General features: G+C 29.4%; 22 protein-coding genes and 1 pseudogene. 7 read left to right on the forward strand and 16 right to left on the reverse strand.

The window, feature by feature from the left end; genetic code table 11:
- Nucleotides 1-48 precede the first annotated feature (48 nt).
- From G507_RS0103955 to G507_RS0103965, 3 genes are read left to right on the forward strand one after another with little or no spacing between them, the layout of a single operon-like run.
- Entirely contained in the window at nucleotides 49-813 is a 765-nt protein-coding gene (locus G507_RS0103955; RefSeq protein WP_026716267.1) for an MBL fold metallo-hydrolase, read from the forward strand.
- 13 nt (nucleotides 814-826) lie between these two features.
- Nucleotides 827-1,315, forward strand: a complete 489-nt coding sequence (locus tag G507_RS0103960) for a hypothetical protein (RefSeq protein ID WP_026716268.1) — start codon at nucleotides 827-829, stop codon at nucleotides 1,313-1,315.
- A 53-nt stretch (nucleotides 1,316-1,368) separates the two neighbouring features.
- Nucleotides 1,369-1,860 carry a hypothetical protein gene (locus G507_RS0103965; protein WP_026716269.1) on the forward strand — a complete coding sequence of 164 codons (492 nt, stop codon included), beginning with the start codon at nucleotides 1,369-1,371 and terminating at the stop codon, nucleotides 1,858-1,860.
- Here G507_RS0103965 and G507_RS0103970 read toward each other — a convergent pair whose 3' ends face one another.
- The 9 genes and pseudogenes from G507_RS0103970 to pyrE all read right to left on the reverse strand — a co-directional run bounded on the left by G507_RS0103970 (nucleotide 1,861) and on the right by pyrE (nucleotide 9,607).
- Nucleotides 1,861-2,502, reverse strand: coding sequence for an alpha/beta hydrolase (locus G507_RS0103970; protein ID WP_026716270.1), 642 nt, complete (start codon nucleotides 2,500-2,502; stop codon nucleotides 1,861-1,863).
- A 3-nt stretch (nucleotides 2,503-2,505) separates the two neighbouring features.
- Nucleotides 2,506-2,835 carry a DUF4870 domain-containing protein gene (locus tag G507_RS0103975; protein WP_026716271.1) on the reverse strand — a complete coding sequence of 110 codons (330 nt, stop codon included), beginning with the start codon at nucleotides 2,833-2,835 and terminating at the stop codon, nucleotides 2,506-2,508.
- A complete protein-coding gene (locus G507_RS0103980) occupies nucleotides 2,835-4,088 on the reverse strand; it encodes a dihydroorotase (protein WP_026716272.1) in 1,254 nt (417 codons plus the stop codon). The genes G507_RS0103975 and G507_RS0103980 overlap by 1 nt, the downstream gene beginning before the upstream one ends.
- A gap of 41 nt (nucleotides 4,089-4,129) precedes the next feature.
- Nucleotides 4,130-6,058: a vWA domain-containing protein gene (locus tag G507_RS0103985; protein ID WP_026716273.1), complete on the reverse strand. Its 1,929-nt coding sequence runs from the start codon at nucleotides 6,056-6,058 to the stop codon at nucleotides 4,130-4,132.
- A 239-nt stretch (nucleotides 6,059-6,297) separates the two neighbouring features.
- On the reverse strand, nucleotides 6,298-7,650 hold the full coding sequence (locus G507_RS0103990; protein WP_026716274.1) for a DEAD/DEAH box helicase: 1,353 nt from the start codon (nucleotides 7,648-7,650) through the stop codon (nucleotides 6,298-6,300).
- Between the two features lie 77 nt (nucleotides 7,651-7,727).
- Entirely contained in the window at nucleotides 7,728-7,877 is a 150-nt protein-coding gene (locus G507_RS17740) for a hypothetical protein (RefSeq protein WP_169627277.1), read from the reverse strand.
- Nucleotides 7,870-8,447 (reverse strand): annotated as a pseudogene (locus G507_RS16385) (ATPase). The gene G507_RS17740 and the pseudogene G507_RS16385 overlap by 8 nt, the downstream one beginning before the upstream one ends.
- A 5-nt stretch (nucleotides 8,448-8,452) precedes the next feature.
- Nucleotides 8,453-8,845 (reverse strand): SRPBCC family protein, encoded by a 393-nt coding sequence (locus G507_RS0104005; RefSeq protein WP_026716275.1) that lies wholly within the window; start codon nucleotides 8,843-8,845, stop codon nucleotides 8,453-8,455.
- A gap of 117 nt (nucleotides 8,846-8,962) precedes the next feature.
- Entirely contained in the window at nucleotides 8,963-9,607 is a 645-nt protein-coding gene (gene pyrE / locus G507_RS0104010; RefSeq protein WP_026716276.1) for an orotate phosphoribosyltransferase, read from the reverse strand.
- A 7-nt stretch (nucleotides 9,608-9,614) separates the two neighbouring features.
- On the opposite strand from pyrE, the gene G507_RS0104015 reads away from it, so the two are divergent.
- The 3 genes from G507_RS0104015 to G507_RS0104025 all read left to right on the forward strand — a co-directional run bounded on the left by G507_RS0104015 (nucleotide 9,615) and on the right by G507_RS0104025 (nucleotide 11,071).
- The gene (locus G507_RS0104015; protein ID WP_026716277.1) at nucleotides 9,615-10,208 is read left to right on the forward strand and encodes an NUDIX hydrolase; all 594 of its coding nucleotides are present in this window, start codon (nucleotides 9,615-9,617) and stop codon (nucleotides 10,206-10,208) included.
- A gap of 34 nt (nucleotides 10,209-10,242) precedes the next feature.
- Complete coding sequence (locus tag G507_RS0104020) at nucleotides 10,243-10,497, forward strand: heavy metal-binding domain-containing protein (RefSeq protein WP_157496478.1); 255 nt, start codon at nucleotides 10,243-10,245, stop codon at nucleotides 10,495-10,497.
- A gap of 82 nt (nucleotides 10,498-10,579) precedes the next feature.
- Entirely contained in the window at nucleotides 10,580-11,071 is a 492-nt protein-coding gene (locus G507_RS0104025; protein WP_026716279.1) for a hypothetical protein, read from the forward strand.
- Between the two features lie 6 nt (nucleotides 11,072-11,077).
- On the opposite strand, the gene G507_RS0104030 is transcribed toward G507_RS0104025, so the two are convergent.
- Nucleotides 11,078-12,799 carry a M14 family zinc carboxypeptidase gene (locus G507_RS0104030; RefSeq protein ID WP_026716280.1) on the reverse strand — a complete coding sequence of 574 codons (1,722 nt, stop codon included), beginning with the start codon at nucleotides 12,797-12,799 and terminating at the stop codon, nucleotides 11,078-11,080.
- A 144-nt stretch (nucleotides 12,800-12,943) separates the two neighbouring features.
- Here G507_RS0104030 and G507_RS0104035 point away from each other — a divergent pair, with 144 nt between their 5' ends.
- The gene (locus G507_RS0104035) at nucleotides 12,944-14,305 is read left to right on the forward strand and encodes a DEAD/DEAH box helicase (protein ID WP_026716281.1); all 1,362 of its coding nucleotides are present in this window, start codon (nucleotides 12,944-12,946) and stop codon (nucleotides 14,303-14,305) included.
- Between the two features lie 80 nt (nucleotides 14,306-14,385).
- Here G507_RS0104035 and G507_RS0104040 read toward each other — a convergent pair whose 3' ends face one another.
- The 6 genes from G507_RS0104040 to G507_RS0104070 form a co-directional block, all read right to left on the reverse strand.
- Nucleotides 14,386-15,183, reverse strand: a complete 798-nt coding sequence (locus G507_RS0104040; protein WP_026716282.1) for a hypothetical protein — start codon at nucleotides 15,181-15,183, stop codon at nucleotides 14,386-14,388.
- Between the two features lie 195 nt (nucleotides 15,184-15,378).
- Nucleotides 15,379-15,936 carry a porin family protein gene (locus tag G507_RS0104045; protein ID WP_026716283.1) on the reverse strand — a complete coding sequence of 186 codons (558 nt, stop codon included), beginning with the start codon at nucleotides 15,934-15,936 and terminating at the stop codon, nucleotides 15,379-15,381.
- A 332-nt stretch (nucleotides 15,937-16,268) separates the two neighbouring features.
- Nucleotides 16,269-17,804, reverse strand: coding sequence for a SulP family inorganic anion transporter (locus tag G507_RS0104050; RefSeq protein ID WP_026716284.1), 1,536 nt, complete (start codon nucleotides 17,802-17,804; stop codon nucleotides 16,269-16,271).
- A 372-nt stretch (nucleotides 17,805-18,176) separates the two neighbouring features.
- Nucleotides 18,177-18,635, reverse strand: coding sequence for a pantetheine-phosphate adenylyltransferase (gene coaD / locus G507_RS0104060; RefSeq protein WP_026716285.1), 459 nt, complete (start codon nucleotides 18,633-18,635; stop codon nucleotides 18,177-18,179).
- 11 nt (nucleotides 18,636-18,646) lie between these two features.
- Nucleotides 18,647-18,988 (reverse strand): DUF5615 family PIN-like protein, encoded by a 342-nt coding sequence (locus G507_RS0104065; protein ID WP_026716286.1) that lies wholly within the window; start codon nucleotides 18,986-18,988, stop codon nucleotides 18,647-18,649.
- Complete coding sequence (locus G507_RS0104070; RefSeq protein ID WP_035665599.1) at nucleotides 18,985-19,209, reverse strand: DUF433 domain-containing protein; 225 nt, start codon at nucleotides 19,207-19,209, stop codon at nucleotides 18,985-18,987. The genes G507_RS0104065 and G507_RS0104070 overlap by 4 nt, the downstream gene beginning before the upstream one ends.
- Nucleotides 19,210-19,212: the final 3 nt, after the last annotated feature.

The following is a 19,212-nucleotide window of genomic DNA, read 5'->3' on the forward strand; positions in this document are numbered from 1 at the left end:
ACTTATTATATAAATTTTTTTTAGTTATTTTTACATAAAAATAACAAATTGAAGATCTATTTTTTAGGAACGGGAACATCACAAGGAATTCCAGTAATTGGCAGCAATCATTCCGTGTGTTTAAGTACAGATAGTAAGGATAAAAGATTAAGGGTTTCTGTTTGGATACAAGATGAAGATTTTTCTGTTGTAATTGATTGTGGGCCAGATTTTAGGCAACAAATGTTAACTTCAAAATGCACACAAATTGATGCCATTTTATTCACGCATGAGCATGCAGACCACACCGCTGGTCTAGATGATATTCGTCCGTTTTTTTTCCGACAAGGAAACATTCCAGTTTATGCACATCAACGCGTTTTAAATAATTTATCAAAAAGATTTGATTATATTTTTAATGATGAAAATAAATATCCTGGTGCACCTTCTGTTTTAAAAAATGAAGTTTTAGAAGATCATAATTTTCAAATCAATAAGAAAACTATTAGTCCAATAAATGCTATGCATGGAAATTTGCAAGTTTTTGGATATAGAATTGATGATTTTGTCTATTTAACAGATATTAAAACTATTGCAAAAGCTGAAATTAAAAAAATAATTGGTGTCAAAGTTTTAGTAATTAATGCGTTAAGAGAAGAAGAACATAACACACATTTTAATTTAAAAGAAGCCTTAGATTTTATACATTTGGTCCAACCAAAAAAAGCTTATTTAACACACATAAGTCATTTGTTAGGTTTTCATGAAGAAGTGCAACAAAAGTTGCCAGAAAATGTTTATTTAGCTTATGATAATTTAGAAATAAAAATATAATAAATTTATAGTTATGAAGAATACGATTTTATACTTATTCATTTTTTCTTTGTTGATTAATATATTTCAATATGTTAACTCTAATAAGATTCTGGATGCTAAAGAACAGCAAATTTTGAATTCAAAAAAATATTTAAAAATTTCTCGTGATTCATTAAAGTCATTCTCTGAAAATAATTCTTTTGATTTGAAGAATAACGATTATGCACAAGAATATTTTTATAATAAAGGTATGGATTACAATAAAATCATTGAAAAAGTTAATAACGACATCAATGCTTTAAATGCAAACAAAGCAGGAAATCCATTAATTCCATATGATATGATTGACGGAAAAGCTTTCTTAGTTAGTAGAATTAAAATGGTAAATCATAGATGGGTTATTGCCGAATTTTCTAATGGAAAAATTTGGGGAGAAGTACTTTTAAAATACTTTATTGTAGGCGATAAACCAACTGAATTTGAAACGATTGATACCGTTTTATTTGAAGCAACTTTATAAAATAAATTATATATTAAATAAATTTACTAAATTTAGCATTCAATTATTAGACCATGAAAAAGTTTATGCTTTTATGTTTATTGTTTACATTCTTCACTTCTTGCGATTATGTATTGAAGAAAAAGGAAGTTAATACTATGGTTAAAATTGATTCAGTACCAGAATTAAGCATAGCAATTGAAAAAGATAAAAATGGATGTGTTAAAGAAGCCGGTTATAAATGGTCTATTATTAAAGACGATTGTATTAGAATTTCAGATGAAGGTTATCGATTAAATCCAATTGATGATTTAGCTAATTTAGAACCTTCAAAAAGTGCTTATGTGCTTTTGAATGAAGATAAATTAAAAGCTGAAGTTTTTTTACAAGATTTACCCCAATCAGTTTATTTTACTAGAAAATCTCAAAAAGAAGATTTCTTCAAAAACGACTACAAGCTTTCATTAAAAACTGGTTATACCTTATCCGTGAATGATTCTATTACTTATAGAGCTGCCGAAACAGCTATTAAAGCAGTTGTGGGTTCAGATGTTGAAGAAAAATAATTAATTTTTCAGCAACCAATCTTTAAAATCATAAAAATTTTGTGGAGAAACACCATGTCCAATTGGATATTCTTTGTAAACTACATTAATTCCTAAATTTTCTAAAGCAGGTTTCGTCTTTCTTGCCCAATCAATCGGAATTACTTGGTCTACGATTCCGTGAGAAACAAAGAATTTTACTTTTGAAACATTATTTTTCAAATAATCTTCAGTTGCAATTTCCGTATTCAAATAACCACTTAATGCTGCAACTTTATTGATTTTTTCAGGATATGATAAAGCTATAGCGGAACTCAAAATTGCGCCTTGACTAAAGCCGAATAGAGAAACTTTATCAGCATCAATATCATATTTTGCTATACATTCGTCTATAAACTCAACAATCAAATCACGTGAACTTCTAGCTTGATCTAAATCAGAAAATTTATTTTCATCTGCATCAAAATTGATTGCGTACCAGGCATAACTTCCATACATCATGTCATAAGGTGCACGAGCAGAAATTACGTAATATTCTTCTGGTATTTCAGTTGCAAATGAGAATAAGTCTTCTTCGTTACTTCCATAACCATGTAATAAAATAATAGCTGGATTTTTTTCTAATTTAACTTTTGGTTCCCTAACTAAATGTTGTAATGCCATAAATTATATGTTTTTAAAAATTTTTTGAAAGAAAGGACCAACAATCGGCATTTCTTTTTTTTCTCCATTTAATGCAGCAATAAATCCGTAAACCCAAAGTACAAAAATAAAGACCCAAAAAGCTGAAGTTATCATCCAACTGTCAAAATAACCTATAAAATAACCTAGTAAAAAGAATGAAATAAAAATTCCTAACGCTTGTCTAATATGAAATTTAGCAAATTCTGATTGATCTTCATTATTCATTAAAAAGGCAATTATAGTTCCAATAATAGTTAAATAACTTATTATTGCAATATTTTTTCCTTTGTTGATATCTTCTAAGTTTTCCATTATAGTTCTAATTTTCCATTATTATAAATTCCATACACTTTTCCTTTTAAAGTTTGTCCTAAAAAAGCTGAGTTTTTTGATTTTGAAAGTATGTTTTCTTTTGTGAAAGTTGATTCTTTATTTGGATTAAATAAACTCAAACTTGCTTTATTTCCAACTTGAATAGTGTTTTTTTCTAGTCCAAAAACTGTTTTTCCGTTAACTAATTTTTCAATTATTGTTTCTGTTGAAAGTATATTTTGAAGCATTCCAAAAGCAGTTTCTAAGCCAATCGTTCCGTTTTTAGCTAAATCAAATTCTAGTTTTTTGTGTTCAATATCTATTGGATTATGATCTGAAGTTATCATATCAATTGTTCCATCAGTAATTCCTTTGATTAAGGCTTTTCTATTTAACTCTATTTGCAAAGGTGGTGCAACTTTGAATCTTGAATCAAACCCTTCTAAAACCGTTTCATTCAATGTTAAATGATGAACTGAAACGCTGCAAGTCACATTCAGGCCTCTCTTTTTGGCTTCTTTGATTAAAGCAACCGATTTAGCCGTTGAAATTGTTGGAATATGCATTTTTCCACCAGTATATTCCAAAATTGATAGATTTCTAATCAAATCAATTTCTTCTGCCATGGCTGGAATTCCTTTCAAACCTAATTGGGTACTTACAACTCCTTCATTCATAACACCATTTCCTCTCAAACTTTTTTCTTGAGAAAATGATATTACTAAACCGTCAAAATCTTGCACGTATTGTAAAGCAATTTTCTGAATATTAGCTTTGTCCATTGACTTATTGTAATCCCCAAAAGCAATTGCTCCAGCGTTTTTCATGTCAAATAATTCGGCTAAATCATTACCTTCGCTATTTTTGGTTAAAGCTCCAATTGGAAATAAATTTGTTGCAAAGCCATTAGCTTTTTGTTTTACAAATGAGATTGCCGTTTGATTATCAATAATAGGATAGGAGTTAGGTTGTAAAGCAACATCAGTAAATCCACTTTTTGCAGCTACTTTTAATCCGTTGGCAATAGTTTCTCTGTCTTCAAAACCGGGTTCTCCAAAACTTACCGAAGAATCAAACCATCCTTGCGAAACGTGAAGATTATCTAAAGATATTTCTTCTAATTTGTTTGGGTTTTTTGCCGATTTATCAATGGAAGTTATTGTTTCATTTTCAATAGTAATGTCCATTTTTTTATGGTGAAACTTACTTTCAATATCAATAATAGTGGCTTGTTTTAGTATAACATTTTTCATTTGAAAATTGTTTAGTTGTGTTGTTGTTTTAGTTATAATTACTATTTAACGAATTTCTGAATCAGCATTTCACTAACCAAAAAGAGTAAGGCTAAGATAGTAAACCATTTCCAAAATTCTTTAGAACTTCGTGATGATTCTATTTCATTAAAAACTGTTGAAATATCATTTACTTTAGTGAAATTATCAAAAGTATTTTCGTTTTTCGATTCTAAATCACTTTCTGTTCGAGAGTAATTGAAACTTATATTTTTTAAATTTTGTTCTTTTTTCTCAACAGCAAAATTCCCTGAATTTTCAGGTAAATCACCTAATGATAATTTAATTTTGGTATTCAAAATCTGTTGCATTGGAATAAAACTTTCGTCTTCATTTTGAATCGAAATTACTTCGTCTTTACTAGTAATAGCATCAATTAAAACCACCTCATTTTCTCCAATTATATGTGATAATTTACCTGAATTTCCTTTAGTTTGAGCCATGTTATAAAAAGTAGGAACAATTAATGGCGAGTTCTGAAAGTTTGAGTTTTGTTTATTAATTGGTGCAGAAAACGTATAAATACTTCCAACTTGATTGCTTGAAGACTGCAAGAACGAACTTCCATCTTCGAATTGTAAAATAGGTAAACCTTTTGAGCTTAAAGCAAAACTTTGTTTGACTTCTGGATATTGAAAATTTGTGATTTTCTTCTCAAAAACATTTTGATATAAAGGATGAGAAAAACTAATCTTCGTAATTTTCTTTTCTTGATTTTGATTAGCAGTAAAATTCGTATTTCCAACTTTATTCGTCAAACTATTCAATTTATCTAATGAAATTGTTGCTGATGGAATTATAATCACGTTTCCGCCTTTTGCATAAAAATCATTCAAATTTGTAGCTAATGAACTCGGAATTTCTTCTAATTCATTCAAAACAATTGTATGCTGATTTTCTAATTCACTATAGTTAATTTCTGAAATCGTATAATTAGTAACATCAAATTCATCTTTAATATAAATTTTATTTAGAAAAGCATTTTTATCGGCAGTTCCAATGGCTGTGACTTTAATTTTCTTTGGTTTTTCAATGCTGAAATAAAAAGTGTTGTCGTAGTTTAACCCTTTATCTTGAATTTGGGCATATCCATGAAAATCCGTTTTTGGTAAAGTGAAAATTACAGTTTGTTCTTTTTCTTTAAAATTCACAATAGTTTTGGCTACATTTTTTGCACCATTTACAATTGAAAGAGGAATTCCGTTTTCCTGTTCACCAAATGATTTTAAGGTGACTTTTATTTCATAAAACTGATCTAAATTCTGCGAAAGCGTAACATTTTCAATACTTACATTGTTTTTGTTTTGAGCAATTGCATCCATAAAATAAAGAGAATTTCCTTCAGAAAGCGAAGTCGTTTTCTTTGACTCTACATTTATTGCATCAGAAATTATCACATAATCAATAGAAGTATTTGGTTTTTTAGCTTGTACTTTTGTAATTAGATTGTCAATTTCAAAAGGTGTTCCGCTGTATTTTAAATTCAGTAATTCTTTTTGAATGGATTTGATATCTGTGTCCCAAAAAACATCATTGCTTGTCAATAAAGATAAATTTTTAGTCTCTGGAGTTTCTTCAATCAATTCTTGAACAGCTCTTTTTAGCAATTCACCTTTATTTCCTTTCGCTTGCATGGAAAAAGAATTATCTAATAAAATAACCAATTCGTTGTTCTTTTTATCATCATCTTTTCCTTTAAAGAAAGGTTGAGCAAATGCAAATATCAAAGCAGCAAGCAATAATAAACGAGTCGCAAGAAGCAACCATTTTTTAATTGTAGAACTTTTTTGAGTTTGAATTTGGAGTTGTTTCAGCAATTTGACATTCGTGAAATACTCTTTTTTAAATCGTCTTAATTGGAATAAGTGTACGATAATTGGAATTACCAATAAAAAAAGAAAGTATAGAATTTCTGGGTGTTTAAATTGCATCAAAAATTTAATTTTTCAAAAGTAAGCAAAATCAATGTCAATTGCAATCTCAAAATTCAATTTCAATTACATCAATTTCTCCAATTCCTTAAATCTGTGCTCAAAAATTAATCATAATTTTAAAAATCAATAATCTAACCATTAGCTAAGGCCTCTTTTATATAATTTTATAAACCGTTGGCTAAAGCCGAACGGCAATTTATATAATGTTATACAATATGAACACTGTCAACTAATCTCTACTTCTTATTCCTGCGTTTAGCATCACGTTTTCGTTCCATATTTCTATTTGTTGAACCTGAAACTTTTTTATAACGTTTTCCTGGACCACCAAGATTGACTTTACTGTTTTTCTCACTTTTTTCATGAAAAGAAGCACCTCTTTCGTTGTCTTCTTTTTTCTTCTTCACTTTCATTTTGACTTTGTCTTTCTCGAATTCTAATTTTCGAACTTCAACAACAACGTCTTTAGGAACATCAAGGATTTCAATTTCTTGATTCATCAATTTTTCCACTTCAAAAAGCATATCTTCTTCTTTTGGAGCAATGAAACTTATAGCAACACCTTCTTTATCAGCACGACCTGTTCTACCAATTCTATGAATGTAACGCTCTGGTTCATCAGGAAACTGTAAATTGAAAATGTGAGTAATATCAGTAATATCTAATCCACGAGCCATAATGTCAGTCGTAATTAAACCACGTAATTCTCCGCTTTGAAAACTTTCCATAGTATTTAAACGATAGTTTTGTGTTTTATTGGAGTTAATTACACCAAATTGACCTGCAAAATGTTCTTCTAAAAAGTCATCTACTAATTCAGAAATACGTTTACTATTTATAAAAATTAGCACACGAGAAGTAGTTTCATCGCTTTCTAAAATATGTTGTAAGATGTTTAATTTCGTAAGGAAATTGGGAACGCTGTAAATATATTGGCTAATTTGCTCTAATGGAGTTCCACTTGGAGCCAATGAAACTTCTAGTGGTAAATCAAAATATTCGTCTAACAATTCATCCACTTCTTCTGTCATAGTTGCAGAAAACAAGATGTTTTGTTTTTTAGTTCGCATCATTGATAAAATAGCAGTCAATTGCGTTCTAAAACCTAAATTTAAGATTTCATCAAATTCATCTATCACTAATTTTTGAAGCGTATCAAAACGAACTACGTTATCCAAAGCCAAATCCATAATTCGACCCGGAGTTGCTACTAAAATATCGGTTCCAGTATAAACTGAAGTTTTTTGGGTGTTAATGTTTACACCACCATAAATTCCTAAAGTACGGATATTCATGTAGGTTGTTAATTTTTCAATTTCTTCTACTACTTGCACTACTAATTCACGTGTTGGAACTAATATTACTACTCTTGGAGTGTGCAAATCTGCAACGAATTTCCATTGTTTTAAAATTGGTAAAAGGTAAGCAAACGTTTTTCCTGTTCCTGTTTGAGCAATTCCCATAACGTCTCTACCCGAAAGTATAACTTTATAGGCTTTTGCTTGAATTGGAGTAGGTTTCTCAAAACCTAATTCATCAAGGGCTTTTTGTAGTGATTTTGGTAAATCAAAGTCAGAAAAAGAATTCATTGTAATAATTTTGTGCAAAGGTACAACTTTATTCTTTGTGTAAAAGGCATAAAAAAACCTCTTCGGTTAGAAAAGGTTTAAGGTTTTATGTGAACAATTTTGTTATCTTTTAGAATAACCAAATCACTGTTCATTTTCTTTTTGAAAAGGATTAAGTTTTCATAGACTTTTTCCATTGCTTTCACAATTTTTTTATGTTCTTCTTTACTTTTTTCTGTATCACTCATTTTTTTTTGTATTAAGTAAATTGAATTTTTCTAAGTTAATTATTGATAATTCACCATCGAAATGTTTTTCAGCTATAATCTCATTTAAACCAAATGAATTATCAAAAATCATAACATCATCAACAATTGGTAAATAAATTTCAAATAAGTTTTTAATTCCTCTTGTATATCTTCTTTTTATAGTTTCAGTTGGAATATTGTGTCCTCCTTCTAAAACTCTAGTTTTTACTCTTTCACAAGCTAAATTAACATTTTGTAACCAAAAAAACAATAATTTAACTTTATATCCTTTAGCCTTGGCTTCAATAATTTTTGATTTGTAACTTTTGGCGGCTAAAGTAGTTTCAAAAGCAAAAGTACACTCTTTGTCTAATAATTCATTTATTCGGTTTAGCATAATTCTTCCAGCTTCAAATCCAACACTTTCAGGTTGAAATGGTGAAAGATCTTTAGCTATTTCATCTGCGTTTACAAATTCCTTACAATTTAGTATTTCAGGGAGAATTGTAAAAGATGCTGTAGTTTTCCAGCTCCATTACATCCAGAAATTATGTAAAGATTTTTGTCCATAAATGTTACAATTTCCCCATATTTGAAGCTAATGTTTCAATAAATTTACCAATTGGACCTTTTATCATCATAGCCATCATTGGATTAAAATCCCCATCAAAATGCAATTGAACTTCAGTTTTGTTTTCTGCTATTTCGTTGATTTTACCTGTTAATGTAAAAGGTAATTTGCTTGAAGCTGCTCCCAAAACAATTTTTGAATTTGGAGTGAATTCTTTTTTAACTAATTTAATTTCAGGCATACCTTTTAAACCAAATTCGAAACAATTTTCATCAATTACTTCAAATTTCGCAATGTTATCTGGCATTAATTTTTCAAAATTCTTTACATCAGATAATTGTTCAAATAAATATTGAGCCGATTTTTCTACTGTAACTTTTGGACTTTCTAAATTCATTTTTTATTTTTTTATCACTAATACTAATAGTAAAAAGTGTTTTTTTAGTTATTAATTTTTTCTACCTTCTATATTTGACATTTATGACTGACCAATAAAAAAACTGAACACTGAACACTATTCTTGATTCCAAGTAGACGGACTTTTTGACCATTCAATCAAAGATTCCATTTCTTTTTCAGTTACATATTGTTTTTCAACGGCTTTTGCTAAAAGTGTGTTATAATCACTTAATGTATAAACATCTATGTTTGCTTTTTTAAAGCTGTCTTTTGAAACATCAAAACCATAAGTGAATATGGCAGCCATTCCTTTAACGTTTGCACCTTCGTTGCGTAAGGCTTCCACAGCCATTAAGCTACTTCCACCAGTACTGATTAAATCTTCAACGACTACTACGTTTTGTCCTTTTTGTAAAAAACCTTCCACTTGATTTTGTCTACCGTGTTTTTTAGCTTCAGGTCTAACATATACGAACGGAAGTCCTAATTCTTCTGCAACAAGTATACCAATTCCAATAGCTCCAGTCGCAACACCTGCAATGACATCTGGCTTTCCAAATTGGTTTTCAATTTGTTTAGCAAATTCATCTCGAATGTAGTTTCTAATAGGCGGAAAAGACAGTACTAAACGGTTGTCACAATAAATTGGAGACTTCCAGCCAGAAGCCCAAGTAAAATAATTTTCAGTATTTAATTTAATTGCGTTTATTTGTAAAAGCAATTCGGCTGTTTTATGTGCTGTGTTGTTATTAAAAATCATATTGCAAATGTATAAAGTTTTTGTGAACGATAAGCCACTTTTTTTGACAAATAAAATAGAAAAAGAAACCGACTTTCAACTATTTCTTCTGGAAAGCATTGATATCAAAAAACTTATCGTTAAAATATTTCAGAATAAAATTCAAAAAGCATTTTTGTATCATCCTGATGAATCCTTATTATTAAAGACATTGAAGTCAAAAATACCTGTCGTAAAAGCAGGTGGTGGATTGGTAAAAAATGCAAAAGGAGATATTTTATTCATTTTTAGGAATGGAAAATGGGATTTGCCAAAAGGTGGAACTGAAAAAAACGAAACCATGGAAGAAACAGCCATGCGAGAAGTTGAGGAAGAAACAGGTGTAAATGGTTTATCAATTATTGAGAAATTACAAAAAACGTACCATGTTTTTAAACGAAATGGTCGCTATAAATTAAAAATAACGACTTGGTATGAAATGAATTCTACTTTTGATGGGACAACGGAAGGACAAGCCGAAGAAGGCATTGAAAAAGTGGAATGGATTAACCCAAGGGATGTTCCAACACTTTTAGAAAATTCGTACGAGAATATTAAATTGTTGTTTGAAGAAGAAAAATAAAAATCGAATTATTAATTTTAAACTATATAAAAAAATGAAGAAATCAATTGTAATGTTTGTATTCGCAATCGCAACGCTAACATTTGTGTCTTGTAAAGAAGAAGCAAAAGAAGAAGTGACCACAGAAACTAGTGTTGAAGCTACAGGAGAAATGCCAGCAGAAGAAATGCACATGGCAAGTTATGCATGTCCAATGGATTGTGAAAAAGGAAAAATGTATGATGCTCCAGGTAAATGTCCAGTTTGTGAAATGGATTTAGTAGAAAGTCATGAAGGTCACAATCATTAATATTTAATAATTTATCACACAAATTTCACGAAGTAACCTTTGTTAATTCGTGAAATTTGTTTTTTTAAACCGTTTACAACTTATGAATTCAGAAGAAAATAAAATCTTTAAAGCTAAAATTGGTTATTGTCACGTATTTAATGATAAAATTATTTTATCTAAAGATTTAAATATAGATGACATTAGTAAAGTTGTTGTTAGTAATAATATAAATAGAGTTTTAATTATTTATGGATTGATTTCTGTTTTTTTATTATATAAATCTTATGCAGTCTTTATTAATAAAGATTATGTTTTTTCGTTGTTTTTTCTTTCTCTTGGACTCTATTTATTTTATGGAATTATAACTAGTAGAAATACTTCAACAACTCCAATTGTTTTTAGAAATTCAATTGAAAAAGTTGTTTTTATTAAAGCAAAACCTTTTTTAACTAGAGCTTATTTTGAAATTTATTTTAATGATGAAAATAATATATTAAATAAAAGATTAATAATGCTACCAAGTTCATTTTCTAATGGTAAAAGTGAAACTGAAAAAGCTTTGAAAATTTTTAAAGAAGAAAATTTAATTTAAAACTATTTAATTTACCCTATAAACAGGATATTGCAAATAAGCCTTTTCAAAATATTCTGAATGTCTGTAAATCCAATCCAATTGAGCTTCACCACTTTTTTCAAAAGCAACATCTGATTTCTTTTTAGCTTCAAATTCAGCTTTTAAAGTTGGATTTTTATCTAAAATTTCTTTAGCTAAATCTTCAAAAACATAGGCTGAAAAATACTCTTTTTGTTGTAAAATAGGATCAAAATAATTCCAGTTAAAGTAACTGTCAACTGCTTCTGGTTCTAAGGTTTCTAAAAGATATTTCACCCCTTTTTGTTGGGTTTTTATTAAAAAATCTCCTTTTCTGAATTTTAACTTTTCTACTTTTGAACTTACAACGGTATTATAATGCCCATAATGTCCTTCATAAGGATTTTTAGAGGTTTTATAATCTGCAATTTTATAACTTTCGACATCTATTAAGGTATCATTTTGAATTTCCGTCATTTTAATTTGGTTGACTTCCAACAAATCTAAAATCGTCCACTGTGATTTTGGAACCACATAATAAGCAGGAATCACGACGTCTTTTGTCGATTTATAATCATTATAAAATGGAATATTTTTGGTAAATGGTTTTGCTCTGTCATAAAACAATCTTGGTTTTCCAGAAACATCACTTGGTTTGTAAGCACCTTCATAACCACGAAAAGCAATGGTAGAAATTTTTGTAGAATCAAGTTCCCAAAGTAAAGGATAAAGATTTCCCACTTTATAATTCTCTAGATTTTCAGCTTTTAAGGCTTTGATTTTTTGATAGTTTTTATCCACATAATTTATACTCGAAACCATATATTCATAAGTCACTTTTACACGATTTGAAAAATCTTTTAACATATGTGTTTCAGGCACAGAACCAATTGCATTGAAAAGTGTTGTGTAGCCAGTAGCATATCTTGGTGTATCCATAAATTGAGCAAATCCATCATCTGGTTTATCACCGTGAATGTTTACGTAAGGAACGCTTTCTGTCTTTTTTTTCTGTAAATCTTTTACAATGGCTGGATGCATTTCAGTTTTATAAAATTCACCTAATTTGCCACCTAAACGTTGATGTTGTGTCGCAATACAAGTAAAAGTGTATTGATAATCAGCACCATTACTCACGTGATTGTCAATAAACATATCTGGATTTACCAAATGAAAAATCTCTTGAAAGCTCTTCGAATTTTTTGAATCTGTTTTTATAAAATCACGGTTTAAATCATAGTTTCTTGCATTTCCTCTAAAACCATATTCCTCTGGACCATTTTGATTAGCTCTTGAATGTGAATTTCGATTCAAACTTCCACCAATATTATAAACTGGAATAGCTACTAAAACGGTGTTTTTTGGAACAGAAACCTTTTTGGTTGCCAAATCACGAATTAACATCATAGTGGCGTCAATTCCATCTGGTTCACCTGGATGAATTCCGTTGTTCACTAAAATGACAGCTTTATCTCTATTTATTTGTGTAAAACTAAATTGCTTATCTGGATTAAAAATGATGATATGCAAAGGTTCACCGCTATCGGTTTTACCCATTTCTTTTAGATAAACCGTTTCAAAAGCACTGTCTAATTGTCTATAGTAAGCAATACATTCTTCATAAGTTGTCGATTGATTGCCGTTTCCTTTTTCAAAAGGAGTCAAGTATTTTTCTTGTGAATAGGAAAAAAATGAACTTAAAAGCAATAATGTAATTATTTGACGCATGATGTTTGGTTTAATAGCTCAAAAATAGTGTTTTTTTAGTTTTAATTAGTTTCAGTTGTTTCATTTTGTTGTTGTAATTAAATTAATTCTTCAAAAATCAAAAATCGTTAATCTTCAATCAACAATCATTCTTATCTTTGCCCCATGAATACAAATCACCATTCGACAAATTTACTTGTCAATTTAGGAATCGAAAGCCTAAATGAAATGCAAGAAGTAGCACAAACTACGATTCTTCAAGATAATAATGTTTTATTACTTTCTCCAACAGGTTCAGGGAAAACCTTAGCTTTTTTGATGCCTATTTTTCAACTTTTGGAAGAAAACATCAATAATGTTCAGTGTTTGATTTTAGTTCCTTCACGTGAATTGGGACTTCAAATTGAGCAAGTTTGGAAGAAAATGGGAACGAATTACAAAGTAAATATTTGTTATGGTGGCCATTCATTGGATACAGAAATTAAGAACTTAAGCAATCCACCAGCGATTTTAATTGGAACTCCAGGAAGAATTGGAGATCATTTAGACAGAAAATCGTTTGATGTGGAAAATATCACGACTTTAGTTTTAGATGAATTTGACAAATCCTTACAACTGGGTTTTCATGAAGAAATGTCTTTTATCATTAGTCGTTTACCGAAGTTAAATAAACGTGTTTTAGTTTCAGCTACAGCTGGAATTGAAATTCCGAAATATACACGAGTTGTAAATCCAACGGTTTTAGATTTTATTGTTGAAGAAGAAGAAAACTCCAATTTAGACGTGAAATTGGTCATTTCTAAAGAAAAAGATAAGATAAATACGCTTTTTCAGTTGATTTGCTCTTTAAAAGGAGAAAGTGCGATTGTGTTTTGCAACCATCGTGATGCTGTAGAAAGAATTAGTGATATGTTGAATGAAAAAGGAATTTACGCAACATTTTATCACGGAGGAATGGATCAAGAGGAACGTGAACGTGCACTGATTCAGTTTAGAAATGGAAGTATGAGCTATTTGATTACGACAGATTTGGCTGCTCGTGGTTTGGATATACCAGAAATGAAGCATGTTATTCATTATCATTTACCTTTAAAAGAAGATGAGTTTACCCACAGAAATGGTCGTACGGCTCGTATGTTAGCTTCTGGAACGGCTTACGCTTTGATTCACGAAAGTGAAAAGAAGTTGGAGTACTTTGATTATAGTTTAGAAAAATTAGTAGTTACAGAAACGACAAAATTGCCAAGACCACCACAATTTCAGACGATTTATATTAGTGGTGGAAAGAAAAACAAGTTGAATAAATTTGACATTGTTGGGTTCTTTTCGCAAAAAGGAAAATTAGAAAAAGGAGATTTGGGTTTAATTGAAGTAAAAGATTTTATTTCGTTTGCTGCTGTGAAATATGGAAAAGTAACTGAGTTTTTAAAGAACATCCAAGATCAAAAAATGAAAGGAAAGAAATTTAAAATTGAAGTGGCTCGAAAGGTTGTGAAGAAAGAAGAGGAAGAAGATAGGTCTTATTAATTAAGATTCATATTATATTTTATAAGAGAAAACCTTCTTTTTGAGAAGGTTTTTTTAAAAGGTTAAAATCTATAAATAATTTATTCAATTTTTTGTATTCCAAATACGCCTCCTAAAAAACTGCCAATTAATCTTGATATATCATTTCCAGTTGCTTTGTCTATTTTCATAAAAATTATGAATTTATTTTTTGACCATTTAATAATAGTTCCAAACGAAAGACTCCATTTATGTTTTACTTCAGAAATTGTCATTTGAGAAATATTTTCTTTTAATTCTTTTAAATTGTCCTTTGCTTTACTTAAATCTTTATACTTTTGGGAAGTTATATCTTCTATTTCTATTAATTCAACTTCTAAAAACTCCTCTTGTTTTTCAATTAATATTATTGCTAATTCTTGTTTTTCAGAGGCAAGAGGCAGTTCATCTTCAAATTCGTTAAAACTTATTTTTTGTTGAATCTCTTTCGAGTAAAATTCAATTATTTTATCTTTTGAAAAAAAATTTAAAGGATTTTCAATTTTATCAATTAATGAAATATTCTCTTCCCATTTTGTTAATTCAGTTTCTAATTGACTAGATGATTTTTTGTCAAATAAAATTTTTCTTTGAGATGTTTTTTTACTTGAATCTTTTGTTTCAGGATAGTATTGCCAATAAATTAGATCAACATCAATTATAAAGTTTATTTCAAAAAAGAAATTAGTGTCTTTAATAATATATTTTGTTTTTATGTTTTCATAATTACTATTGTTAAAATTAACTCTACTTGTTGTAGCAATTAATTCTGTTTTTTTTCGAAAAGGAATTAATTTTGCATTAAAGTTATTCAAAAGAGTAATTAATGAAATGGGTAATTTTTTGGTAATATCTATCATTTTTTTTTGCAGTTTTTTGCTTTAATATAAAAGTATTAGTGTGTATTACTTAAAAACACTAATAAATATTTGTAATCAATTGTAAATATATAAAAACAAAACAAGCAAACATTACGGTTTCCCACAATCAAAAAAAAAGCTAAAAATTATTTCTAACTTTTAGCTTTCTTATTATAAAAATGGTGTTTGTGATTCTTAAAAGAAGTACCCTAAAGAAACTTGCAACACATTGTTTTTAATTTTATCCGATTGACCTCTTAAATCGTTAATATTAGATAATCCTAAATTGTAACGCACACCAAAATTAATTCCGTTGTCTAGTTTGTAACCTAATCCAAAGTTTGCTCCAAAGTCAACTTTTTTGTAGTTGTCTTTAAGATCTAAACCATCATAATCTGCACCAATTAAATAACCAATTTGTGGTCCAGCTTCAAGGCTTAAGCCTTTAATCACATAGTATTTACCCATTAAAGGAAGGTTAATGTAACTTAATGCAATAGGATTGTCATCATTTTTAAAACTAAAACCTTGTCCAGAATACATAAGTTCTGGTTGAAACGAGAATTTGTCTGTAATAGAAATTTCGCTCATAACTCCAAAGTTAAAAGCGGTTACAGGTTCTAAGTCACCAGTATTGTCTCCACTAAGGTAAGCAAAGTTAAGTCCACCTTTTACACCAAATTTAATTTCTTGTGCATTTACATTCGAAAATCCAAAAACCGCTAAAGCAGTTACTAAAAGTAATTTTTTCATAATATAGATTTGTTTTTATTTCAAATAAAAGTAGAATGATTTTAGGTTTCAAAAATTTTATTTAATTTACTTTTAACTTTTTTAACACAGAAAGAGGAATTGCTTAACAAAGCCTTAAGTTTTATTTTAGAATATATTTTTAGTGGAACAAAAAAAGCTAAAATCAAAGGTAGATTTTTAGCTTTTTTGTTTATACAAGCACTTCGACGAGCTCAGTGTGATAATTGTGGTATCAATTGTTTATGAATTAATAGAAGATATTATGTTCTATATTCAACAAAACATAAATGAAGTCCGAAATGTCAGTCTGAGCCTGTCGAAGACACTTTGAATTATTTAGCAGGAACAACTTTATACGTTGGATCTTCTATAATATTTACATCAATGATAGCCTTGGCATTATTAAGTAATTCAATACAATCATTACTTAAGTGTTTTAAGTGAACCACTTTGTTTACGGCAGCATAACGTTCCGTAATTTTATTTACAGCATCAATGGCACTCATATCGGCAATTCGGCTTTCTGCAAAGTCAATAATAACTTCATTTGGATCGTTTTGTACATCAAATTTTTCAGCAAAAGCTGTAGTTGAACCAAAGAATAATGGGCCAAAAATTTCATAATGTTTCACTCCATTATCATCTGTGAATTTTCTTGCACGAATTCTTTTGGCATTTTCCCAAGCAAAAACTAAAGCTGAAATAATGACTCCAATTAAAACGGCTAAAGCTAAATTATGCATTAAAATCGTAACGAAAGTCACCACCAACATCACAAAAATATCAGATTTTGGCATTTTGGTAAAAGCTCTAAAACTTGCCCATTCAAAGGTTCCAATAGCAACCATAATCATAACTCCAGTTAAAGCAGCCATTGGTAATAATTCAATTACAGGTGCTCCAAATAAAATGATGGCTAAAATGGTTAATGCAGCCACAATTCCAGATAATCTAGCTCTAGAACCAGACGATAAATTAACTAAAGTTTGGGCAATCATTGGACAACCACCCATACCAAAGAAAAACCCGTTGGCAATATTGGCAGTTCCTTGAGCTAAACATTCGCGGTTACTGTTTCCTTTTGTTCCTGTGATTTCGTCTACTAAATTCAACGTCAGTAAACCTTCTGTTAAACCTACAGCTGCCATGATTAAACCATAAGGCAAAATGATTTTAAAAGTTTCTAATGTAAAAGGAATTTGAGGAATATGAAAAGGAGGAAGGCTTCCACTAACAGAAGCAATATCTACAACTTGTTTGGTGTCAATATTAAAGATTAAAACGACTGCAAAAACAACAATAATAGCAACCAAAGAAGCCGGAACAGCTTTAGTTATTTTTGGAAAGAAAAGGATAATAGCAATAGTTAAAGCCACTAATCCAGCCATGATATATAGAGGTGAACCTGATAATAATTCACTTTGTCCGTTAATAATGGTTTTAAATTGTTCTAATTGCGACATAAAGATTATTACGGCTAATCCGTTTACGAAACCAAACATTACAGGTTGTGGCACTAATCGAATAAATTTACCTAGTTTAAGTAATCCTACAACTATTTGAATGATTCCAGCCAAGGCAACAGCTGCAAACACATATTCTAGGCCGTTAGAATTCATTAAGGCAATTAATACAATAACTGTTGCACCAGCACCACCAGAAACCATTCCAGGACGACCACCAAAAATTGCAGTGATTATTCCCATGATGAATGCTCCGTATAATCCAACTAATGGAGGAAAACCAGCTAATATAGCAAACGACAACGATTCTGGAATCATAGTCATAGCAACTGTTAAACCTGCAAGGATTTCGGTTTTATAATCTACTTTTTGTTTGAAATCGAAAAGATTCAGTACTTTTTGCATTATAATTTTGGCTTTTATTTTTTTTGAAGATGCAAAGGTAAGGTTTTGTAATGGATTTTCTGATTTTCAGATTTTGGATGTTCGGATTTTGGATTTTGGAACACAGATTAAAGAAATTGGAGAAATAAAAAAAAATTAAAGGCAAAGGAGCAAAGTTTTACGCAAAGAGTATATGAATAATATGTAAAGCGAAACATTTTTTTAGTATAAAACAATTCTATGTGCCTATTTGGTTAAAAAAGAACGACGATAACACTGATTTGACGAACTTTCACGAATATTCAAACTCATAATATATAAAAGAGATTCTGAATCAAGTTCAGAATGACAAGGATGAAATTTTGCCTTATAACCTTTTAAACCTTTAACCTTTTAACCCTTTTTCAAGACTGCTTCTGGAACTAATTTAGTAATATCACCACCATTTCTAAGTACATCTCTCACAATGCTTGACGAAATATAAGAAGTGCTTGCTGCTGTTAATAAAAACACAGTTTCGATTTTGGATAATACTCTATTAGTATGAGCGATGGCTTTTTCAAATTCAAAATCAGCTGGATTTCTTAAACCTCTTAAAATGAATTGCGCTTTTTCTTTTTTGCATAAATCGATTGTTAATCCTGTGTAAGTAATCACTTTTACTTTTGGTTCGTCTTTGAAAGATTCTTCAATAAAGCGTTTTCTATCTTCAAGAGTGAACATGTATTTTTTTTCAGCATTTACACCAATGGCAACTATAACTTCATCAAATAGGGAAATTCCTCTTTTAATAATGTCAAAGTGTCCGTTTGTAATGGGATCAAATGATCCTGGGAAAATTGCTTTTTTCATTTTTGCTGAATTTATTTAATTTCTAAGCAACTAATCTCTTCATATAAAGGGTTTTGAAGAAAGTCAATTAAAATTTCTTTTTTGCTTATTAATATTTCAATTATGTTATTCGTTGTTAAATTACCTGTCCTTAACCAAATTATTTTTGGAGGATGACCTTTTAAATTTGAAATTTCAAAAAAGTCAGCATCAAAAGTTACTACAGAAAAATCATTGTCTTTTGTATACTTCCATATTTGTTTATCTGAATTGTTTTCAATTCCAAGTTGTCCAACTTGATTTGAATTTGGAAAAAATGTTTCAATCTTTTTTACAATTCTAAATGAAACATTTTGGTCAAATAACAATTTCACGAGGCAACTCTAGTTTTGTGTACTTTATCAGCTGCATAAGCTAAAGAAGCTTTGATTTGTTCTTCATTGAGCTCTGGGAAATCAATAATAATTTCTTCAAATGTCATTCCATCTGCTAGCCAATTTAAAATGTCATAAACAGAAATTCTTGTTCCAATAATAATTGGTTTTCCGAATCTTAATTCAGAATCTATTTCAATATATTTTTGATAATTTATCATGAT

The sequence above is a fragment of the Flavobacterium gelidilacus DSM 15343 genome (assembly GCF_000422685.1).
GTDB lineage: Bacteria > Bacteroidota > Bacteroidia > Flavobacteriales > Flavobacteriaceae > Flavobacterium > Flavobacterium gelidilacus.

What these genes read in the sequence shown, in the direction of transcription:
- G507_RS0103960 (WP_026716268.1), top strand. Translation starts at nt 827, where the DNA reads ATGAAGAATACGATTTTATACTTATTCATTTTTTCTTTGTTGATTAAT.
- G507_RS0103965 (WP_026716269.1), top strand. Translation starts at nt 1,369, where the DNA reads ATGAAAAAGTTTATGCTTTTATGTTTATTGTTTACATTCTTCACTTCT.
- G507_RS0103970 (WP_026716270.1), bottom strand. Translation starts at nt 2,502, where the DNA reads ATGGCATTACAACATTTAGTTAGGGAACCAAAAGTTAAATTAGAAAAA.
- G507_RS0103975 (WP_026716271.1), bottom strand. Translation starts at nt 2,835, where the DNA reads ATGGAAAACTTAGAAGATATCAACAAAGGAAAAAATATTGCAATAATA.
- G507_RS0103980 (WP_026716272.1), bottom strand. Translation starts at nt 4,088, where the DNA reads ATGAAAAATGTTATACTAAAACAAGCCACTATTATTGATATTGAAAGT.
- G507_RS0103985 (WP_026716273.1), bottom strand. Translation starts at nt 6,058, where the DNA reads ATGCAATTTAAACACCCAGAAATTCTATACTTTCTTTTTTTATTGGTA.
- G507_RS0103990 (WP_026716274.1), bottom strand. Translation starts at nt 7,650, where the DNA reads ATGAATTCTTTTTCTGACTTTGATTTACCAAAATCACTACAAAAAGCC.
- G507_RS17740 (WP_169627277.1), bottom strand. Translation starts at nt 7,877, where the DNA reads ATGAGTGATACAGAAAAAAGTAAAGAAGAACATAAAAAAATTGTGAAA.
- G507_RS0104005 (WP_026716275.1), bottom strand. Translation starts at nt 8,845, where the DNA reads ATGAATTTAGAAAGTCCAAAAGTTACAGTAGAAAAATCGGCTCAATAT.
- pyrE (WP_026716276.1), bottom strand. Translation starts at nt 9,607, where the DNA reads ATGATTTTTAATAACAACACAGCACATAAAACAGCCGAATTGCTTTTA.
- G507_RS0104015 (WP_026716277.1), top strand. Translation starts at nt 9,615, where the DNA reads ATGTATAAAGTTTTTGTGAACGATAAGCCACTTTTTTTGACAAATAAA.
- G507_RS0104020 (WP_157496478.1), top strand. Translation starts at nt 10,243, where the DNA reads ATGAAGAAATCAATTGTAATGTTTGTATTCGCAATCGCAACGCTAACA.
- G507_RS0104025 (WP_026716279.1), top strand. Translation starts at nt 10,580, where the DNA reads ATGAATTCAGAAGAAAATAAAATCTTTAAAGCTAAAATTGGTTATTGT.
- G507_RS0104030 (WP_026716280.1), bottom strand. Translation starts at nt 12,799, where the DNA reads ATGCGTCAAATAATTACATTATTGCTTTTAAGTTCATTTTTTTCCTAT.
- G507_RS0104035 (WP_026716281.1), top strand. Translation starts at nt 12,944, where the DNA reads ATGAATACAAATCACCATTCGACAAATTTACTTGTCAATTTAGGAATC.
- G507_RS0104040 (WP_026716282.1), bottom strand. Translation starts at nt 15,183, where the DNA reads ATGATAGATATTACCAAAAAATTACCCATTTCATTAATTACTCTTTTG.
- G507_RS0104045 (WP_026716283.1), bottom strand. Translation starts at nt 15,936, where the DNA reads ATGAAAAAATTACTTTTAGTAACTGCTTTAGCGGTTTTTGGATTTTCG.
- G507_RS0104050 (WP_026716284.1), bottom strand. Translation starts at nt 17,804, where the DNA reads ATGCAAAAAGTACTGAATCTTTTCGATTTCAAACAAAAAGTAGATTAT.
- coaD (WP_026716285.1), bottom strand. Translation starts at nt 18,635, where the DNA reads ATGAAAAAAGCAATTTTCCCAGGATCATTTGATCCCATTACAAACGGA.
- G507_RS0104070 (WP_035665599.1), bottom strand. Translation starts at nt 19,209, where the DNA reads ATGATAAATTATCAAAAATATATTGAAATAGATTCTGAATTAAGATTC.